Origin of the sequence: Halomarina ordinaria, assembly GCF_030553305.1 — an archaeon.
GTDB lineage: Archaea > Halobacteriota > Halobacteria > Halobacteriales > Haloarculaceae > Halomarina > Halomarina ordinaria.
This window is the reverse complement of sequence record NZ_JARRAH010000001.1, coordinates 1067311-1084177: the sequence shown is the minus strand read 5'-3', so window position 1 is coordinate 1084177 and position 16867 is coordinate 1067311. Positions and strand designations below refer to the sequence as shown.

The 16867-nt window shown below is 70.6% G+C and carries 19 protein-coding genes; 11 read left to right on the top strand and 8 right to left on the bottom strand.

Annotation, left to right across the window (positions count from 1 at the left end):
* Window positions 1-210 precede the first annotated feature (210 nt).
* Both P1Y20_RS05905 and P1Y20_RS05900 read right to left on the bottom strand, forming a co-directional pair.
* The gene (locus P1Y20_RS05905; protein ID WP_304447734.1) at window positions 211-1098 is read right to left on the bottom strand and encodes a 1,4-dihydroxy-2-naphthoyl-CoA synthase; all 888 of its coding nucleotides are present in this window, start codon (window positions 1096-1098) and stop codon (window positions 211-213) included.
* 38 nt (window positions 1099-1136) lie between these two features.
* The gene (locus P1Y20_RS05900; protein ID WP_304447733.1) at window positions 1137-1382 is read right to left on the bottom strand and encodes a hypothetical protein; all 246 of its coding nucleotides are present in this window, start codon (window positions 1380-1382) and stop codon (window positions 1137-1139) included.
* A gap of 141 nt (window positions 1383-1523) precedes the next feature.
* Here P1Y20_RS05900 and P1Y20_RS05895 point away from each other — a divergent pair, with 141 nt between their 5' ends.
* Complete coding sequence (locus tag P1Y20_RS05895) at window positions 1524-1997, top strand: redoxin domain-containing protein (protein ID WP_304447732.1); 474 nt, start codon at window positions 1524-1526, stop codon at window positions 1995-1997.
* Between the two features lie 23 nt (window positions 1998-2020).
* Here P1Y20_RS05895 and menD read toward each other — a convergent pair whose 3' ends face one another.
* Genes menD through P1Y20_RS05880 form a run of 3 tightly spaced genes read right to left on the bottom strand, consistent with a single transcriptional unit; the run spans window position 2021 to window position 5761 of the window.
* Window positions 2021-3775, bottom strand: coding sequence for a 2-succinyl-5-enolpyruvyl-6-hydroxy-3-cyclohexene-1-carboxylic-acid synthase (gene menD, locus P1Y20_RS05890; RefSeq protein ID WP_304447731.1), 1755 nt, complete (start codon window positions 3773-3775; stop codon window positions 2021-2023).
* Window positions 3772-5124, bottom strand: a complete 1353-nt coding sequence (locus P1Y20_RS05885) for an isochorismate synthase (RefSeq protein WP_304447730.1) — start codon at window positions 5122-5124, stop codon at window positions 3772-3774. The genes menD and P1Y20_RS05885 overlap by 4 nt, the downstream gene beginning before the upstream one ends.
* Before the next feature lie 40 nt (window positions 5125-5164).
* Window positions 5165-5761: a sulfite oxidase-like oxidoreductase gene (locus P1Y20_RS05880; RefSeq protein WP_304447729.1), complete on the bottom strand. Its 597-nt coding sequence runs from the start codon at window positions 5759-5761 to the stop codon at window positions 5165-5167.
* 202 nt (window positions 5762-5963) lie between these two features.
* On the opposite strand from P1Y20_RS05880, the gene P1Y20_RS05875 reads away from it, so the two are divergent.
* From P1Y20_RS05875 to P1Y20_RS05865, 3 genes are all read left to right on the top strand, one after another.
* The gene (locus tag P1Y20_RS05875) at window positions 5964-6179 is read left to right on the top strand and encodes a ribbon-helix-helix domain-containing protein (RefSeq protein ID WP_304447728.1); all 216 of its coding nucleotides are present in this window, start codon (window positions 5964-5966) and stop codon (window positions 6177-6179) included.
* A gap of 142 nt (window positions 6180-6321) precedes the next feature.
* On the top strand, window positions 6322-6600 hold the full coding sequence (locus P1Y20_RS05870) for a UPF0058 family protein (RefSeq protein WP_304447727.1): 279 nt from the start codon (window positions 6322-6324) through the stop codon (window positions 6598-6600).
* A 63-nt stretch (window positions 6601-6663) separates the two neighbouring features.
* A complete protein-coding gene (locus tag P1Y20_RS05865) occupies window positions 6664-8568 on the top strand; it encodes a DUF7527 domain-containing protein (protein ID WP_304447726.1) in 1905 nt (634 codons plus the stop codon).
* Between the two features lie 5 nt (window positions 8569-8573).
* Here P1Y20_RS05865 and P1Y20_RS05860 read toward each other — a convergent pair whose 3' ends face one another.
* Window positions 8574-8879 (bottom strand): hypothetical protein, encoded by a 306-nt coding sequence (locus P1Y20_RS05860; protein WP_304447725.1) that lies wholly within the window; start codon window positions 8877-8879, stop codon window positions 8574-8576.
* 208 nt (window positions 8880-9087) lie between these two features.
* On the opposite strand from P1Y20_RS05860, the gene P1Y20_RS05855 reads away from it, so the two are divergent.
* The 3 genes from P1Y20_RS05855 to P1Y20_RS05845 are packed head-to-tail and all read left to right on the top strand — an operon-like array spanning window position 9088 to window position 11296.
* A complete protein-coding gene (locus P1Y20_RS05855; protein ID WP_304447724.1) occupies window positions 9088-10437 on the top strand; it encodes an adenylosuccinate synthase in 1350 nt (449 codons plus the stop codon).
* A 46-nt stretch (window positions 10438-10483) separates the two neighbouring features.
* Complete coding sequence (locus P1Y20_RS05850) at window positions 10484-10678, top strand: methytransferase partner Trm112 (RefSeq protein WP_304447723.1); 195 nt, start codon at window positions 10484-10486, stop codon at window positions 10676-10678.
* A gap of 33 nt (window positions 10679-10711) precedes the next feature.
* On the top strand, window positions 10712-11296 hold the full coding sequence (locus P1Y20_RS05845; protein ID WP_304447722.1) for a DUF7524 family protein: 585 nt from the start codon (window positions 10712-10714) through the stop codon (window positions 11294-11296).
* A 12-nt stretch (window positions 11297-11308) separates the two neighbouring features.
* On the opposite strand, the gene P1Y20_RS05840 is transcribed toward P1Y20_RS05845, so the two are convergent.
* Both P1Y20_RS05840 and P1Y20_RS05835 read right to left on the bottom strand, forming a co-directional pair.
* A complete protein-coding gene (locus P1Y20_RS05840) occupies window positions 11309-12253 on the bottom strand; it encodes a DR2241 family protein (protein WP_304447721.1) in 945 nt (314 codons plus the stop codon).
* Window positions 12254-12316: 63 nt separating this feature from the next.
* Window positions 12317-13189, bottom strand: a complete 873-nt coding sequence (locus P1Y20_RS05835) for a CbiX/SirB N-terminal domain-containing protein (protein ID WP_304447720.1) — start codon at window positions 13187-13189, stop codon at window positions 12317-12319.
* A 120-nt stretch (window positions 13190-13309) separates the two neighbouring features.
* On the opposite strand from P1Y20_RS05835, the gene P1Y20_RS05830 reads away from it, so the two are divergent.
* The 4 genes from P1Y20_RS05830 (at window position 13310) to corA (ending at window position 16858) form a co-directional block, all read left to right on the top strand.
* The gene (locus tag P1Y20_RS05830; RefSeq protein WP_304447719.1) at window positions 13310-13786 is read left to right on the top strand and encodes a DUF7523 family protein; all 477 of its coding nucleotides are present in this window, start codon (window positions 13310-13312) and stop codon (window positions 13784-13786) included.
* 306 nt (window positions 13787-14092) lie between these two features.
* Entirely contained in the window at window positions 14093-15583 is a 1491-nt protein-coding gene (cysS, locus tag P1Y20_RS05825; protein ID WP_304447718.1) for a cysteine--tRNA ligase, read from the top strand.
* Between the two features lie 46 nt (window positions 15584-15629).
* Window positions 15630-15869 (top strand): hypothetical protein, encoded by a 240-nt coding sequence (locus P1Y20_RS05820; RefSeq protein WP_304447717.1) that lies wholly within the window; start codon window positions 15630-15632, stop codon window positions 15867-15869.
* A complete protein-coding gene (gene corA, locus P1Y20_RS05815) occupies window positions 15866-16858 on the top strand; it encodes a magnesium/cobalt transporter CorA (protein WP_304447716.1) in 993 nt (330 codons plus the stop codon). Before P1Y20_RS05820 ends, corA begins: the two co-directional genes overlap by 4 nt.
* Window positions 16859-16867 lie beyond the last annotated feature (9 nt).

Genomic DNA, 16867 nt, shown 5'->3' with positions numbered 1-16867 from the left:
GTGTCATCTACCACTCACGGGGAACGGTTACCGTCGGTTCATCAGCAGTGAGAAGAGGTCGAGTCCACGTCTCGTTCGATGCGCTGTAACGCGAGCGAGTGAACGAGCGAGCGGACGCGTCGAACCCTCGAGCGTAGCGAGGGGGTGAGACGCGGTTTTGGTCCAGATTTTGCCAGCGGGCGGCGAAGCCGCCCGCGCAGCAAAAGGTGGTCAGTAATGCCAGGGGAACGCAGAGAAGTCCGGTTCGCGTCCCTCGACGAACGCGTCCCGGCCTTCCGCGGCCTCGTCGGTCATGTAGCCCAGTCGCGTCGCCTCGCCGGCGAACACCTGCTGGCCGACCAGTCCGTCGGAGTCGAGGTTGAACGCGTACTTCAGCATCCGGATCGCCGTGGGGGACTTCCCGTTTATCGCCTCGGCCCACTCGAGCGCCACCGCCTCCAGGTCCTCGTGGGGGACCGCCTCGTTGACCATCCCCATCTCGGCGGCCTCCTCGGCGGAGTAGGTCTTCCCGAGGAAGAACACCTCCCGGGCCTTCTTCTGACCCACCTGCCGGGCGAGGTAGGCGCTGCCGAAGCCGGCGTCGAAACTCGCCACGTCGGGGTCCGTCTGGAGGAACTTCGCGTGGTCGGCGGAGGCGAGCGTGAGGTCGCAGACGACGTGCAGCGAGTGCCCTCCGCCGACGGCCCAGCCGGGGACGACGGCGACGACGGGTTTCGGGATGAACCGGATGAGGCGCTGGACCTCGAGGATGTGGAGGCGACCCGTCGGTCCCGCTCCCTCCTCGTCGCCCTCGTACTGGTAGCCGTCGGCGCCGCGGATGCGCTGGTCGCCGCCCGAGGAGAACGCCCACCCGCCGTCCTTCGGTGAGGGACCGTTCCCGGTGAGGAGGACGCAGCCGACGTCCGTCTGGCGCTTGGCGTGGTCGAGCGCGGTGTAGAGTTCGTCGACCGTCCGCGGGCGGAAGGCGTTTCGCACCGCCGGGCGGTCGAACGCGATCCGCACCGTCCCCTGCTCGCGCGCCCGGTGGTACGTGACGTCCTCGAAGTCGAAGCCGTCGACGGGGTCCCAGCGGTCCGCGTCGAAGAGTTCCGAAACCATGCCCCTCGTGCGCGCGGCCGGTCGAAAAAGGTTGCCGGTCACTCCTCGGCGCGTCGGTCGTCCGCCAGCCGTTCGACGGCGGCCGCCGTCCGCTCCGTCGCTCGTGCGACGCGGACGACGAGGGACAGCAGGAGTATCCAGGAGAGCCCGAACCCAGCGACCGCGAGCACCGTGACGGGGTCGCCCGGCCCGATGGCGACGAGGAGGGCGAACAGGCAGACGAGACCGACCGCGACGAGCGCCGTCCGGAGGTCGGTGGCCGAAGCCGCTGCGTCCAGTGCCATGCGAGAACTGTCCGGACAGGTGAACAAAAGTGGTGGGGTCGGTCGGGTTCTCCACTCGCGCGGGACGCTCACGGCCGGCGAGTGGCGGTGAGTTTCACCTGTTGTTCCGTCCTTATGCGGGTGGCGACCCTTCCCTCACGTATGGTATCCGAAGGCGACAGCGCACCGACGTTCACCGCGACGCTCGCGAACGGCGACGTCGAGGAGTTCGACCTCTCGGAGCACCTCGGCGACGGCCCGACCGTCCTCGCGTTCTTCCCGGGGGCGTTCACGCCGCCGTGCTCGAACGAGATGGTCGCGCTGCAGGACCACCTCGGCGAGTTCGAGTCCGCCGGCGCGACGCTCTACGGCGTCAGCGCGGACTCGGCGTTCTCGCTCAACGCCTTCCGCGACGAACACGGCCTCGAGTTCGACCTCGTGAGCGACATGGGTCGCGACGTCATCGAATCCTACGATCTGACCATCGACATCGAGGACCTCGGCCTGTTCGGGGTCGCGAACCGGGCGGTGTTCGTCCTCGACGAGGACGGCGAGGTGACCTACGCGTGGGTGAGCGACGACCCGACCGTCGAACCCGACTACGACGAACTCCTCGACGCCGTCGAGTCGGTCTGACCGCGTCGCGGAACCGTCGAGCCCTACTTTTTTCGCGCCCCGTCGCCGAGAGCGGCCGCCACGCGCTGCTCGAACGCCTCGCGGTGACGGTGCGACGCCTCGCCGTCGAGGCGCACCTCGACGACCTGCGTCCCCTCCCGTCGGAGCGAGTCGCGGTACGCCTCCCGGAACCCCTCGCGGGTAGCCGTCCGGACGAACTCCAGGCCGTAGAGGTCCGCGGTCGGTTCGAAGTCGAGGCCGTGGGGGGTCCTGAAGAACTCCGTGAACGGCGGGTCGTGGTCCTCGATGGGGAGGCGGTGGAAGATGCCGCCGCCGTCGTTGTTCACGACGACGATGGTCGCGTCGACGCCGCAGCGCGCCACCGCGAGCAGGCCGTTCGTGTCGTGGTAGTACGCGACGTCGCCGGTGACGAGCACCAGCGGGTCGTCGGTGGCGCTCCCCGCGCCGAGGGCGCTGCTGGTGATACCGTCGATGCCGGAGGCCCCCCGGTTGCCGAGCGCGGTGAGCGCCGCGGACCGGGGTCGACCGAATCGGTCGAGGTCGCGGACGGGCATGCTGTTCGAGACGAACAGCGTCGCCGGGTCGGGCGCGAGCGCGGTCACGTCTCCGAGTACCGCCCCCTCGAAGAACGTCTCGTCTTCCTCGACCAGCCCCCAGTACGCGTCCTCTCGCGCGACGAGGCGGTCTCGCCACCCTCTTTCGGGGCCGTCCTCGGGGTCGAGGCGGTCGGCCAGCGCGTCGACCAGCCGCGTGGGGTCGGCGACGACGAGGTCGGTCGCGGTGAACGTCGCCTCGCGCCACCCGCCGGCGGGGTCGACGACGACCTGGCGGGCGTCGGCGTCCCAGAGGTAGGTCCCGACGACCTTCGACGTGGGCGCGGCGCCGAACCGGAGGACGACGTCCGGGGGCTCGACCCCGTCGAGGTAGGCGTCGTAGCCCCCGAGGACGTTCCCATCGACGTGGGGGCCGAACCGGAGACCCGAGAGCGGGTCGGCGAGGACGGGCGCGGCGAGGGTGCCGGTCAGTCGGGCGAGCGCCGCGGGTGCGAGGTCCGCCTCCGGGCCGCAGACGACGAGCGGTCGGTCGGCGGCCCCCAGCGTCCCCGCGAGGTCCTCGAGGGTCGCCGCGTCCACCTCGGGCGCGCCCGCCGCCACCGAGACGAACGGGCCGTCACGCCCCTCGACCGCCTCCGGGTGCGCGTCGGCGAACCCCTCCGGCACGTCCCCGGGGACGGGCGTCGGCTCCAGCGGTTTCTCGAAGGGGACGTTGAGGTGGACGGGTCCCGGTTCGACGCCGGCCGCGGTGGCGACGGCCCGCGCGAGGGCCGTCCGGAGCGCGCGGAGCTTCCGGGCGTCGGCCTCGGGCTCCGGGAGGGTCCGATAGTGGCGGACGGCGTCGCCGTAGAGCTTCTCCTGGTCGATGGTCTGGTTCGCGCCGCTGTGCTGGAGGACCCGCGGGCGGTCCGCCGTCAGCACGAGCATGGGGACGCGCGCCTGGTGGGCCTCGACGACCGCGGGGTGGAAGTTGGCGGCCGCCGTCCCCGAGGTGCAGACCAGCGGCGTCGGCCGACCCGTCCGTTTCGCTCGCCCGAGCGCGAAGAACGCCGCCGAGCGCTCGTCGAGGTGCGAGAACGTCTCGACGTCGGGGTGGTCGGCGAACGCGACCGTCAGGGGGGTACACCGGCTGCCGGGGGCGAGACAGACCGCGTCGACGCCGGCGTTCGCCAGCTCGTCGACGAGGACCGCCCCCCACAGGGTGTTTCGGTTCGCCGTCCTCATTCTCCGGTACGCTCGAGCTCGTCGAGTATGGGGCGGTACTTCAGGCGGACCTCGTCCCACTCGTCCTCGGGGTCGCTGTCGCCGACGATGCCGTTGCCGGCGAACAGGGTCGCGCGCCGGTCGCCGGCGACGCCCGAGCGGATGCCGACGGCGAACTCCCCGTCGCCGTCGGCGTCGAACCAGCCGACCGGTCCGGCGTACCAGCCGCGCTCGAACGTCTCCGTCTCGCGGATGGTCCGCTCGGCGACGTCCGGCGGGAGGCCGCCCACCGCCGGCGTCGGGTGGAGCGCCTCCACGATGGAGAGGACGTGCTCGTCGGCCGCGAGGTCGGCGGTGATGGGCGTCCGGAGGTGCTGGATGGTCGCGAGGCGGTGGACCTCCTGGTCGCCGACGGTCACCTCGCCCAGCGGGGCGAGCAGGTCGCGGATGGTCTCCGCGACGAGGCCCTGTTCGTGCTGTATCTTCTCGCTCTCGACCAGCGCGGCGGCGAGGTCGGCGTCCTCCTCGGGGGTGTCGCCCCGGGCGGCCGACCCGGCGAGCGCCTCGGTCTCGACGTGCCGCCCCGTCAACCGGACGAGGCGCTCGGGCGGCGCGCCGAAGAAGCCGGCCGTCTCGGCTGGCTGGACGAGGAAGCGATAGCACTGCGGGTAGGTCCGCCGGAGGCGTTCGAGGACGCTCGGGACGTCCACCTCGCCGGCGAGGTCCACGTCGAGCGCCAGCGCGAGCACCACCTTCCGGAGGGCGCCCTCGCGGATGCGCGCGGCCGCCTCGCTGACGCCCGCCTGCCACTCCGCGGCGTCCGTCCGGTGGCGCGTCGCGCGAACCCCGGGTGGGTCGCCGCTCGGGACCATCGCCGGGAGGGTCGCGACGTCCTCGCGGACGCGCTCCAGTTCGGCCTCCACGCGTTCGGGGTCGACGTCGGGGCCGAACCGCGAGACGGTGAGGTACGTCGACTCGCTCGTCCGGGTGAGTTGCGCGGCGGGGAGCGAGAAGCCGGCGGCGGGAAACCCCGTCCACGGCCCCGTCGCGTCGTGGTCGTCGGTGAACGCGAGGCCCCCGAGCATCCGCGGGCGGGTCGCGCGCGGCCCGTCGTGGTCCACGTCGGCGAACACCGCGCGCGCGCCGGTGCGCAGCGTCTCGAAGCGGTCGGGCCCGCTCGCCCGCAGTCGGACGGCGGCGCCGCCGCCGGCCACCTCGAGACCGTCCGGCGCCGACCAGTGGATTCGTGGGACCGCCCGTTCGGTGAGAAAGGCTCGAAAGGAGACGTCCGGTACCTCGCAGGACCGACTGACGAGCACGCCCCGCTCGCGCGCGTCCGCCGCCACGCCTCCGCTGCGCGCCGATTCCATTACCTAGAAGTCGGGGTTCCGGACCCTTGAGGCTATCCTTCTAACTGTACCGTTCCTCGTTCCAGGGGTTCGCGCTGTCGGAGTAGCCGCGCTTCTCCCAGTAGCCCCGTTCGTGGTCGGTGAGGAACTCGACGCCGTCGACCCACTTCGCCCCCTTGTAGGCGTACTTGTGTGGGGTGACCACGCGCACCGGCCCACCGTGGTCGTCCGGCAGGGGCTCGCCGTCGAGTTCCCACGCGAACAGCACCTCCTCGCGCATGCACGCGTCGAGGGGGAGGTCGGTCGTGTAGTCGTCGAAGCCGTGGAACATGACGTGGGTCGCCTCGGGGTCGACGCCCGCGAGGTCGGCGAGGGTGGGGAAGGTGACGCCCGTGAACTCGTTGTCGAACCGGCTCCAGCCGGTCACGCAGTGGAAGTCCTGTCGCTGGGTCTCGTGGGGGAGGTCGGTGAACGCCTCGAGCGAGAACGAACGGGGTTCGTCGACGGCGCCCCACACCTCGAACTCCCAGGTGTCGGGCGACCACGAAGGCGTCCCGCTCTTCGAGAGCACCGGGAACCGCTCGGTCTCGCGCTGGCCCGGCGGGAGGCGCTCGCCGTCGAACTCCTCGTGGAGGTGCGTCACGTCGCGTACGCTCATACACCGGCTAGCCGCGCGGGGGAGGTAGGTGCGTCGACTTCGGACGGGGCCCTCGGCGTACGAGCGCGGAAGTGATTACTCGATTATAAAACAAGCGGACACAACTCGAAAGATTATTTCGCTCTACTGGGTGTCGGCTTTGCCGTACCACCAAGATTCCCCGCAGGAATTAAATACCCGACTGTCAAAGCCTCGGGTGTCAATGCCCAAGGTGGAGATCACGATTCCGGAGCACCTCGAGATGCAAATCACACAGATGATCGAGCAGGGAGAGTTCGTCAACCGCGACGAGGCCGTCGAAGACCTGCTTGCGGCGGGGCTGCGCGCGTACAAGACGAGCGGCCCCATGGACGACGACGAACCGGGGGCCTTCGAGGACGACGGCATGATGGGCCACGAAGACGAGTACGTCTTCTGACCTCGGGAGCGGACGTCGGCACCGGTCGAACGCGTCCCGCCGAGTGACCGGTGTCACCCGGTCTCGTCCTCCCGCCACATCCACGGGGATGGGTATCGTTCTGCGCGGTACGTTTAAACCGGCCTCGGAGCATAGCGTACCCATGCACAAGGACGAACTCCTCGAACTCCACGAGCAGATGGTCATCATCCTGGAGTACTTCAACGGTCAGGACGACGTCGACAGCTCGCTGTTCGACGCCTACTACCAGCTCGACGTCGAGCCCGGCGACGTCCACAAGTCCAAGAGCGAACACAAACACGCCGTCTTCGTGCTCGGGAACGCCCTCGCGAGCGCGATGAGCGACGACGAGTTCTCCGACGCCGGGCGCATCAGCAAGCGGATGCAGGAACTCGCCGACGACGCCGAGTCGAAACTGTAGGCGACGACCTGTCACCCCGAGGGAGAATCAAAGTATATCACCGTCCGGACTAATCGCGGGAACATGCACCAACGGACCGTCGACCAGATACGCGAGTGGGAGTCCCGCCCGGTGTCGGGTGCCGACCTCCCCGACCTCGCCGCGGCGTCGTTCACGGGCGCCGTCGAGGCCGGCGGCACGTGGCTGTTCCTGCTCAACGGCCGGGCGGTCGGCGTCTACGGCGGCACCGTCGAGGACGTCGCCGCGAGCGAGGGGACGGCCTACGCCGCGCCCGACCCCGCCTTCCCGCTCCTGTTCACGATGCTCGAACGCGACGGTGACCGCCGCGGACGCTACTACACCGCCGACACGCCCCTCGACGAGGTGGACGAGACCCTCCGCGAGGGGGGGTTCACCGGCTACGTCGAACTCTCGGAGAACGTCCTCAGCGGCGATTACTACCGGCTCTACTACGGCGGCGACGCCATGAGCGTCGCCTTCGTCGGCCAGAGCGAGCGGCCGCTCGTCGGCGAGGAGGCGTTCGAGCGCGCCTCCGAGGAGGTCGGCGTCTACACCGTCGTCGCCGCGTCGGTCCCCGTTCTCGACCTCCCCGAGGCGTCCGACGCGGGGACGGACGTCGGGGCCGACGCCGGCAGGGACGGGGGCGACGCGGAACCCCTCACCGCCGCCGTCCCGGACCGACCCGAGCGCGAGGAGCGCGCCGACTCGCGTTCGCGCGGCCGGACGCTCCCCGGCGCGGAGCGGGCGGACGACCCCCCCGCGGGACCGACCGCCGTCGGGTCCGACGCCCCGGAGGGGACGGACCGTCCCGACGCTCTCGACGCGGACGACCGCACCACCGCGACGGCCCGCGGGTCCGACGAGGGCACCGGGGAGGACCCGACCCCCACCGAGGTGCCGGACGACCTCGCGTCGGCGGTCCGACGACACGGCGAGGGACGCGCCCCGGGAGACACCGGACCGGGGTCCCGCGAGCGCCCCGCCGTCGACGGCGGCGAGGACCGCGTGTCGGGCGAGGTCCCCGACGACCCGGAGGCGCTCCGGTCGGCGCTGGACGAGCGGGAGACCGAGCGCCAGCGACTCGCCGGGCGCGTCGACGACCTGCTCGACGCGCGGGCCGACCTGCGCGAGGAGAACGAGGCGTTGCGCGAGGAGGTGGCGACGCTCCGCGAGGAGGTCGACCGCCTCGAAGCCGAAATCGACCGACTCGAGGCGCGTCTCGCCGAGGTGACGGCCGACGCCGACGCGGCCGCGTCGACCGTCGACCGCACGCCCGAGGAGGCGCTGGCCGGGACGAACCTCTTCGTGCGCTATCACTCCCGGGGGGCGATGACGCTCGACGACGTCCGGGACGGCTACGACGACCAGGACGGCCTCCGGGCGAACCTCGACCTGGAACACCACACGCGCTTCGACGCCGAGACGACGCGCGTCGAGGGGCGGCCCTTCGCGGAGTTCCTCGAGGGGACGCTCGCCTACGAGTTCGTCCAGTGGGTCGTCCTCGACCTGCCGTTCGAACTCATCGACACGGGCCACGTCGACGCGCTGGAGGGGCTCTACGACGCGATTCCCGACATCGACCGCGCGGAACTCGACGGGACCGTCGACCTGGAGGAGGCCTCCCCGACGTTCGACGTGGTCTGTCGCGACCGCCTCGGCAACCCGCTGCTCGTCGTCGACTTCCACGACGCGCGCGACCCGGCCGGCGAGGTGGCGGTGGACGACCTGCTCGCGGGTGCCGAGCGCGTCGCGGAGGCCTACGACACGCTCGTCGGGGCGTTCGTCGTCGCGTCGAGTTTCTTCGACCCGCGGGCGCTCGAACTCGCGAGCGAGGCGACCGCGAGCGGCGGGCTGTTCGGCGGTGGAAGGCGGGCGAGTTTCGTTCGCCTCTCGAGAAAACGCGGGTTCCACCTCTGCCTCGTGGAGGCGCGAGAGCGGCGCTTCCACCTGACGGTTCCAGAACTGTGAGCTAGCTAGCTCTCGATCTCGGCCATCTCGTCTATCTTCATCCCGTCGAGTTTGTCGACGATGTCGTCGACCTTGTCGTCGAGTTCAGAGACGAAGTCCGCGGTGCTGTCGGTCGTGATGGCCCCCTGACTCGACGGCTCGATGAGGTCCTCCTCCTCGAGGACGCGAAGGGAGTAGCGCACCTTGTGGTGCGGGTAGCCCGTCTCGTTGGACATCTTCACGATACCGATGGGTTCGTTGTCTATCACCATCTTGAGGACCTGCAGATGGCGTTCCAGCATGTCGACTTCTTTCTCCAGTCTGTCTATCATGGCACTTGTTAACTTGTGTTAACAGCCTTTAAAGGTTGCTGTCCCTTGCGAGAAAAAACGGGATTGCTAACGTCTACCTCGTCAACGGTTATAGGCGTTGTGGCCCGCTGGCGTGCGAAGCGCGCGCTCGCGACCGGGTGAACTGGGGCGCGAGGGGGTATCGCCCGGACCGTAACCGGTTTAGCACGTCCTCTGAAACCTTCGCTCGATGACTGTCACTATCGTCGGGTCGCAACTCGGCGACGAAGGGAAGGGAGGTGTCGTCGACCTCTACGGCGAGGACGCCGACGTCGTCGCCCGGTACCAGGGCGGGGACAACGCCGGTCACACGGTCGTCCACGACGGCGAGGAGTACAAGCTCTCGCTCGTCCCCAGCGGCGCGGTCAGGGGGAAGGTGGGCGTCCTCGGCAACGGCTGCGTCGTCAACCCGGAGACGCTGTTCGCGGAACTGGACACGCTCCACGAGCGCGGCCTCGACCCCGACGTGCGCGTCGCCGAGCGCGCGCACGTCATCATGCCGTACCACCGCGTCCTCGACGGCGTCGAGGAGGAGGCGAAGGAGGACCTCGCGGCGGGCACGACCGGTCGCGGCATCGGCCCCACCTACGAGGACAAGGCGGGTCGCCGGGGCATCCGCGTCGGCGACCTGCTCGACCCCGAGGTGCTGCGCGAGCGCCTGGCGTACGTCGTCCCGCAGAAGCGCGCGCTCGCCGAGGAGGTCTACGGACTGGACGCCGGCGAGGCGTTCGACGTCGACGCCCTCTTCGAGACCTACCGGGCGTACGGCGAGCGGCTGTCGGGGATGGCCGTCAACTGCGGGGAGTTCCTCGCCGAGCGCATGGGCGACGGCGAGCGGGTGATGTTCGAGGGGGCGCAGGGCACCGCCATCGACATCGACCACGGCATCTACCCGTACGTCACCTCGTCGAACCCGACCGCCGGCGCGGCCGCCGTCGGTACCGGCGTCGGGCCGACCGTCATCGGGCGGGGCGAGGTCGTCGGCGTCGTGAAGGCCTACCTCTCGCGCGTCGGCACCGGGCCCCTCCCGACCGAACTCGGGGCCGTCGAGGGCCAGACCCCCGAGGGGGGCGGCGACACGAGCGGGGAGGCCGAGGAACTGGCGACCTACATCCGCGACGAGGGCGGCGAGTACGGCACCGTCACCGGCCGCCCGCGGCGCGTCGGCTGGCTGGACGTGCCGATGCTCCGCCACGCCGCCCGCGCCAACGGTTTCACCGGACTCGCCGTGAACCACGTCGACGTGCTCGCGGGCCTCGACACCGTGCGGGTGGGCCACGCCTACGACCTCGACGGCGAGGAACTGCTGACGATGCCACCGACGACCGAGCAGTGGGGGCGGTGTGAGGCGGTCTACCGCGAGTTCGACGGCTGGCCCGAGGTCGACTGGGCGGCCGTCGCGAGCGAGGGCTACGACGCCCTCCCCGAGAACGCGAGGACCTACCTCGAGTACGTGAGCGACGAACTCGACGCCGACCTCTACGCCGTCGGCGTCGGTCCTGGGCGCGAACAGACGGTCGTCCTCGAGACGCCGTTCTGAGGGCGGACCCGGCACGTTTTTGCCACCCACCACCCACAACGGAGGTATGAAGGAATCACTGATGGACATCCTCTGCTGTCCGCTGGACAAGCAGGACCTCGAACTGGAGGTCGTCCGGCGCGACGACGAGGAGGTCCTCGACGGTCGGCTGGTCTGTACGCAGTGCGGCGAGGAGTACCCCATCGAGGAGGGTATCCCGAACCTCCTCCCGCCGGATATGCGCGGCGAGGCGCCAGCCTGAAGTTTTTTGACCCCCCCTAACGACCCCTCGACAGTGAGCGAGACACTCGTCGTCGACCTGAACGAGGAGGGCATGCACTCGGTGCGCGTTCCGGAGGCGTTCACCGCCGCCGGGAGCTTCGAGGTGCTCCTGCGGAACCACGGGTCGGCGACGCGCGTCCACCTCAGCCTCGACGACGCCCTCGCCGGCGTCGCCACCGTCGACGCGAGTCACCACTACGTCACCGAGGGCGACACCGAACGCGCGACGGTCGAGGTGGCGCCCGACGCGGCGACCCGCGGTCGACTCACCGTCGCCGTCGCCTACGGCGCGACCACCGCCGACGTCAGCGTCGAGGTGGAACCGACCGTGAGCGAGAAACCCCCCGTCGAGGTCGACGAGTCGCTGTCGGAACCGGCCGACGGGAACGAGCGCCCCACCGAGTCGCTCGCCGCCGTCACGCGCGGCGCGTCGGGCGGGGACACGACCACCGTCCCCGCCGTCGCCCTCGGCGGCGTCGCGGTCGCCCTCGCGGCGGCGACGGTGACCACCGACGGTGCGGTCGCGGTCGTCCTCGCCGTTCTGGCCGTCGTCGCCGCCCTCGCGGGGGCCGGCTACGTCGTCTACGCTCGTCCCTGAGTCGCCCCGTCGTCAGTCCGCTTCCTCGTCGTCGGTCGGCACGCCCGAGAGGTTCCCCTCGTCGTCGAAGCGTTTCGCCCGGAGGTAGCGCGCCCGGTAGCGGTTCGCCCCCTCGTAGACGTCGGCCTCGCGTATCTCCCCGACCCGGCCGTCCGCGACCGCATCGACGAGGTCCTCGACCTGCTCCTTCTCGCTCGGCGTGAGCGTGAAGGTGTACTCGCGGGCCTCCTCTCGCTCCAGCGTCGTCCACTTGCGCGCGGCGGCGACGACCAGCGAACACGGCTCGCGGCAGGGGAACGCCCCCTCGCCGCGCGGAACGTCGAGTTCCGCTCCCTCCTCCTCGTCCCACATCCGCCGTTTGAGACACTGCGAATCGACGCAACAGGACTGCGCGAGCCACTCCACCTGCTCGCCGGAGAGTTCGTCGACGACGTCGTAGATGCCGGTCTGGCGCTCCGCGGTCTCGCGCCAGTGGGTGACGTCGAGGGCTCCCTCGCGCTCGCGGTGCCAGTTGGCGACCGTCGCCGGGTAGAAGTAGTCGATGGCCTCGACGACCTCCTCGCCCGAGAGGTCGGGGAACACCCACCCCGTCCGGAGGGTGGGGGCGGTCTTCAGCGGCCGGTAGCGCCCGTCGTCGTCCTCGGTGGCGAGGTGGCGGGCGTCGAGCGGGTCGTCGTGGGTGGTCAACTCGTCGGTCGAGCGGTCCGCGTCGTCCTCGTGGCGGAGGTCGTAGGAGCGGTGTCCCCGCTCCAGACTGACGGTGAGGAGCAACTGCCCCCACCGCCGTCGAATCCCGTCGCCGCGCAGCGCCGCGTAGCGCTCCTCGATGTCCAGGTCGTCGGCCCCCTCGACCCAGCGCAGGAACGCGCGTCGCGTCTCGGGGAGGTCACGCCACGTCGACCAGTCGCGGACGTAGTCGGTCGCCGTGCGGAATCGACCGAACAGGGAAGCGTCCATGCGTGAACCGACGGGCGCGAGGGCGATAAAGGCGGGTCGTTCGGACCGTCCTGAGACTCGAACTCAGTCGCCCACCGCGCCGCCCGTCTCGGCGCGGACCCGCGAGATGGCGTCGCGCACGTCGGCGCCGGCGTCGGCGGCGCGTTCGAGGATGACGTCGGCCATCAGCGCCTCGGTGCCGACGGCGCCGGCGTACCAGATGTCCGTCCCGTCGACCGTCGCCGGCACGTCGTAGCCGGTGCGGTAGTCGTCGGTGAGGCCCATGTCCTCGGGGATGTCCTCCTGGGTGTGGAAGCCGTCGGCGACGAACAGCGGGACGACGACCACGTCGTCGCTCTCGAAGAACTCGGCGACGTCGTCCACCTCGGGGTCCTCGTCCATGAACAGCGCCTCCACCTCCGCGAAGCGCCCCGACTCCCGGATGCGCTCTGCGTGATAGTGGATGGCCTTCGCGCTGTTCTCGTTGCGCTCGGTGCCGTGACCGACGACGGCGAGGCCGAAGCCCTCCCCCACGTCGGGGTCGCCGGTCACCGACTGGGCGCGCTGGACGATGACGTCGCTCATCGCGTCGTGGGTGCCGACCGGCCCGCAGTAGTGGACGGTCTTCTCGACGTCCGCCGCGGTGAGGGTGACGTGACTCGCGTCCGTCCCGTCGGAGTCCCACTCGGCGACGTCCCAGCCGTCGAGGCGGAGTTCCCGGGGGATGACCTGCTCGGTGAAGTAGCCCTCGCTGATGAACAGCGGGACGACGAACACCTCCTCCGACTCGACCGTCCGGAGTACCTCCCGGAACGACGGTTCCTCCTTCCAGAAGGCCTCGCGGACCTCGTCGAACGCGCCGGCGGCGCGGATCGTGTCCGCGTGGTCGAACGTCGGCGTGCTCGAATCGGGGTTCAGGTGCGAGCCGTGGGCGACGATGACGAGCGCCTGCGACATGGCCGGAACTGAGGGTTTTTCGCGGTTAAGACCTTCGCTTCCGGTGGTTTCGCTCCCGGTCGCTCCCCGCTCCGAACCGCTCCGAACCGCTTTTGCCGTCCTCGCACGCACCCTCTCACGATGTCGCTGGCCGAAGAGACCCGCGCCGCCGTCCGCGCCCGCCCCTTCCTCTACGACGCCCTCCGCGCGGGGGTCGTGAACTACGCCGCCGCCGCCCGGACGCTCGACGTCGGCGAGGACGACGCCGTCACCGCCGCGCTCCGTCGCTACGCCGACGAACTGACAGCCCCCACTCCGTTCGACGGGTCGGCGAGCGTCTCGATGCGGAGCGGACTCGGCCCCGCCGATGGGGAGAGCGAGGCGCTCTTTCACCTCGCTGGGACGGCCTACGGACCGGGCGGTTCCTCGACCGGCGTCCTCGCGACGGGCGACGTGGACGCGCGACTTCTGGAGGAGGTCCTCGGGCGCCTGCGCACGGCGGACGTCGCGTGCCAGGTAGCGGCCGCCGCGGACGACGCGCTCCTGGTGCTCGTCTCGCGGCGCGACGGCCCGACCGCGGTTCGCGTCGTCGAGGCCGCCGTCGGACGCTCCGTCTAGAACTCGGTCACCGAGACGCCGTCGGCGGGCGCGCAGGCGGACACGTCCGCCTCGATGCCCGTCTCGTCCCCCGAGGAGGTTCACCCGGCCGGGGGCGGCGGTGACGTGACTCTGCGTGCCCCCCCGAAGCGTGCCTCGAACGCCGCCCGCGCCGCCGCTCGCTGGTCCCCCGTCGACTTCCGCGCGCCGGCGTCCGGGTCGTTCACGCCGGGACGACGACGGGGCGTGGGAAGGTGATTTCGACCGCGTGCCGTCGTCGCTCACGGTTCCGACGGATTGAAACGCTCCTCCGAAGAACACCGGGTAATGACCCTACGCGTGACCAACACGCTCACGGGCGAGCGCGAGCCCTTCGAGGCGCGCGACGGCGAGGTCCTCCTCTACGTCTGCGGTCTCACGGTCTCTGACCCGGCGCACCTCGGCCACGCCCGCCTGTGGACTCACGCCGACGTCGTCCACCGCTGGCTCGACCACTCGGGCTACGACGTCAGGCACGTCGAGAACTTCACCGACGTGAACGAGAAGATCGTCGCACGGATCGGCGAACTCGGCGACGACGAGGCGAGCGTCGCCCACGACGCCGTCGGCCGGACCATCGCGGACATGCGCGCGCTCAACCTCAAGCGGGCGGAGGTCTACCCCCGCGTCTCCGAACACGTCCCCGAGATACTCGACCTCGTGGAGACGCTCGTCGAGTCGGACCACGCCTACGAGGCCGACGGCTCGGTCTACTTCGACACCTCGACGTTCCCCGACTACGGGAAGCTCTCGAACCAGTCCACGGAGGACCTCGAAGCGCAGGCGCCCGAGAACGAACGCGCCGAGAAGCGCAACCCGACCGACTTCGCGCTCTGGAAGGCCGGCGGGGTCGACCCCGTGACGGTCGCCGACCACCGCCACGAGGGGGCGGGGGCCGCCTCGCCCGAGGTCGCGTGCGAGGGCGCACAGACGTGGGACTCGCCGTGGGGCGAGGGGCGTCCCGGCTGGCACATCGAGTGCTCGGCGATGTCGATGGCGCACCTGGGCGAGACGCTCGACATCCACATGGGCGGTCAGGACCTCGTCTTCCCCCACCACGAGAACGAGATCGCCCAGAGCGAGGCGGCGACGGGCGAGGAATTCGTGCGCTACTGGCTCCACGTCCGCCTGCTGGAGATGGAGGGCGAGAAGATGAGTTCGAGCCTCGGGAACTTCTGGACGGTCGCGGACGCCGTCGAGCGACTGGGCGGCGACGTCGTACGCACCTTCCTGCTCTCGACGGCCTACGACAGCCGCCAGACCTACTCGGAGGCGACCATCGCCGAGGCGGAGGAGCGCTGGGAGCGTCTCGACCGCGCCCACGAGCGCGCGGTGGCAGCCCTCGACGGACCGGACGCCTACGCGACGGTGACCGACGACGCGCTTCGAACAGGGGTCGAGGAGGCGACGACGGACTTCGCGGCCGCGATGGACGAGGACTTCAACACCCGCGAGGGACTCGCCGCCCTCCTCGACGTCGCCCGCGCGGTCAACCGCCACCTCGACGGACACGGGACCTACGACTACCGGGGGCTCCGGGAGGCGGTCGAGGCGTTCGAGACGCTCGGCGGGGACGTCCTCGGCCTCACCTTCGGCGAGGGAGGGGACGAGGGGACGGTCACCGTCGCCGGCGAGGTGGTCGACCTGTTGCTCGGCGTGCGCGAGCGCGAGCGCGAGGCGGGCAACTACGACCGCGCCGACGACATCCGCGAGTCGCTGGAGGCCCTCGGCGTCGAGGTGGAGGACACCGACGAGGGGCCGACGTTCCGGTTGCCGTAGTCCTCTCGACGCATACGCTTTTTTCGCTGGCGGGTCGAGCGAGTGCATGCACCCCAGTCGCACCGCCGGCGTGGCGCTGACGGCGCTCGCGCTCTGCGGCTACGGTATCGGCGCCGTCGCCGCCTACCCCGGCCGTTGGTTGACGATTCCGGGGGTGATGGTCGGCGTCTCCCTCGTGGTCATGGGCGACGGGCCGCCCGGCCGCCGGGGACGTGCGGACCGGGCGAACACGGGGACCCCCACGTCCCCGGCGCGCGAGGACCGTGACGGGGGCGACGCGCCGTGATAAGCGCGCTCGCCTACGACTCGGGCGCGGTCGAACCTCGAACCGTCGAGGGGTCGGCCGACCTCTCGGCGATGAAAGCCGAGGACGGCACCACCTGGGTCGACGCGACCGACGCCACCGAGACGGAACTGCGTCTGGTCGCCGACGTCTTCGGCATCCACCCGCTGGCGGTCGAGGACGTACTCAACAACGTCCGGCCGAAGGCCGAGGATTTCACCGAGTACACGTTCCTCCTCGTGAAGGAGGCCGAACTCACGCGGGGGGACCGGCCGTTCGACGAGGAGGTGCGCGACGAACCCCTCGGCGTCTTCATCGGGCCGGACTGGGTGTGTACGCTCTCGCTGTCGCCCATCGAGGCGGTCGGGCGCGTCTGGTCGGCCGTGACGCTGTGGGACGAGCGTCTCCTCCAGCGCGGGGCCGACTACACCGCCTACCGGGTCGTCGACGCCGTCGTGGACCGCTACTTCGACCTGCTCGACCGCATCGAGACGCAGATAGAACACATCGAGGAGGCCGTCCTCGTCTCGACCGACATCGAGACCCTGGAGCGCATCAACGCGGTCCGCCGCGACCTCCTCGCCTTCCGGAAGGTGACGTGGCCGACGCGCGAGGCCGTCGGGTCGCTCGCCCGCGGCGACACCGCTCACGTGCGCCCGGAGATGGAGAAGTACTTCCGCGACGTCTCCGACCACCTCGTCCACATCGTCGACCTCACGGAGACGTACCGCGATCTGACGAGCGGCGCGCGCGACATCTACCTCAACACGCTCTCACAGTCGACCAACGAGGTGATGAAGCGCCTCACCGTCGTCGCCACCGTCTTCCTCCCGCTGACGTTCATCGCCGGCGTCTACGGGATGAACTTCGCCGACAGCCGCTACAACATGCCCGAACTCGGCTGGACCTACGGCTATCCCGCCGCAATGCTCGGGATGGCGCTCGTCGCGCTCGTCATGTTCGCGTACTTCCGCGAGCAGGCGTACCTCTGAGCGTCCCCG

Coding starts and splice junctions, on each gene's coding strand:
- P1Y20_RS05905 (WP_304447734.1), bottom strand. CDS start 1,098: ATGGTTTCGGAACTCTTCGACGCGGACCGCTGGGACCCCGTCGACGGC.
- P1Y20_RS05900 (WP_304447733.1), bottom strand. CDS start 1,382: ATGGCACTGGACGCAGCGGCTTCGGCCACCGACCTCCGGACGGCGCTC.
- P1Y20_RS05895 (WP_304447732.1), top strand. CDS start 1,524: ATGGTATCCGAAGGCGACAGCGCACCGACGTTCACCGCGACGCTCGCG.
- menD (WP_304447731.1), bottom strand. CDS start 3,775: ATGAGGACGGCGAACCGAAACACCCTGTGGGGGGCGGTCCTCGTCGAC.
- P1Y20_RS05885 (WP_304447730.1), bottom strand. CDS start 5,124: ATGGAATCGGCGCGCAGCGGAGGCGTGGCGGCGGACGCGCGCGAGCGG.
- P1Y20_RS05880 (WP_304447729.1), bottom strand. CDS start 5,761: ATGAGCGTACGCGACGTGACGCACCTCCACGAGGAGTTCGACGGCGAG.
- P1Y20_RS05875 (WP_304447728.1), top strand. CDS start 5,964: ATGCCCAAGGTGGAGATCACGATTCCGGAGCACCTCGAGATGCAAATC.
- P1Y20_RS05870 (WP_304447727.1), top strand. CDS start 6,322: ATGCACAAGGACGAACTCCTCGAACTCCACGAGCAGATGGTCATCATC.
- P1Y20_RS05865 (WP_304447726.1), top strand. CDS start 6,664: ATGCACCAACGGACCGTCGACCAGATACGCGAGTGGGAGTCCCGCCCG.
- P1Y20_RS05860 (WP_304447725.1), bottom strand. CDS start 8,879: ATGATAGACAGACTGGAGAAAGAAGTCGACATGCTGGAACGCCATCTG.
- P1Y20_RS05855 (WP_304447724.1), top strand. CDS start 9,088: ATGACTGTCACTATCGTCGGGTCGCAACTCGGCGACGAAGGGAAGGGA.
- P1Y20_RS05850 (WP_304447723.1), top strand. CDS start 10,484: ATGAAGGAATCACTGATGGACATCCTCTGCTGTCCGCTGGACAAGCAG.
- P1Y20_RS05840 (WP_304447721.1), bottom strand. CDS start 12,253: ATGGACGCTTCCCTGTTCGGTCGATTCCGCACGGCGACCGACTACGTC.
- P1Y20_RS05835 (WP_304447720.1), bottom strand. CDS start 13,189: ATGTCGCAGGCGCTCGTCATCGTCGCCCACGGCTCGCACCTGAACCCC.
- P1Y20_RS05830 (WP_304447719.1), top strand. CDS start 13,310: ATGTCGCTGGCCGAAGAGACCCGCGCCGCCGTCCGCGCCCGCCCCTTC.
- cysS (WP_304447718.1), top strand. CDS start 14,093: ATGACCCTACGCGTGACCAACACGCTCACGGGCGAGCGCGAGCCCTTC.
- P1Y20_RS05820 (WP_304447717.1), top strand. CDS start 15,630: ATGCACCCCAGTCGCACCGCCGGCGTGGCGCTGACGGCGCTCGCGCTC.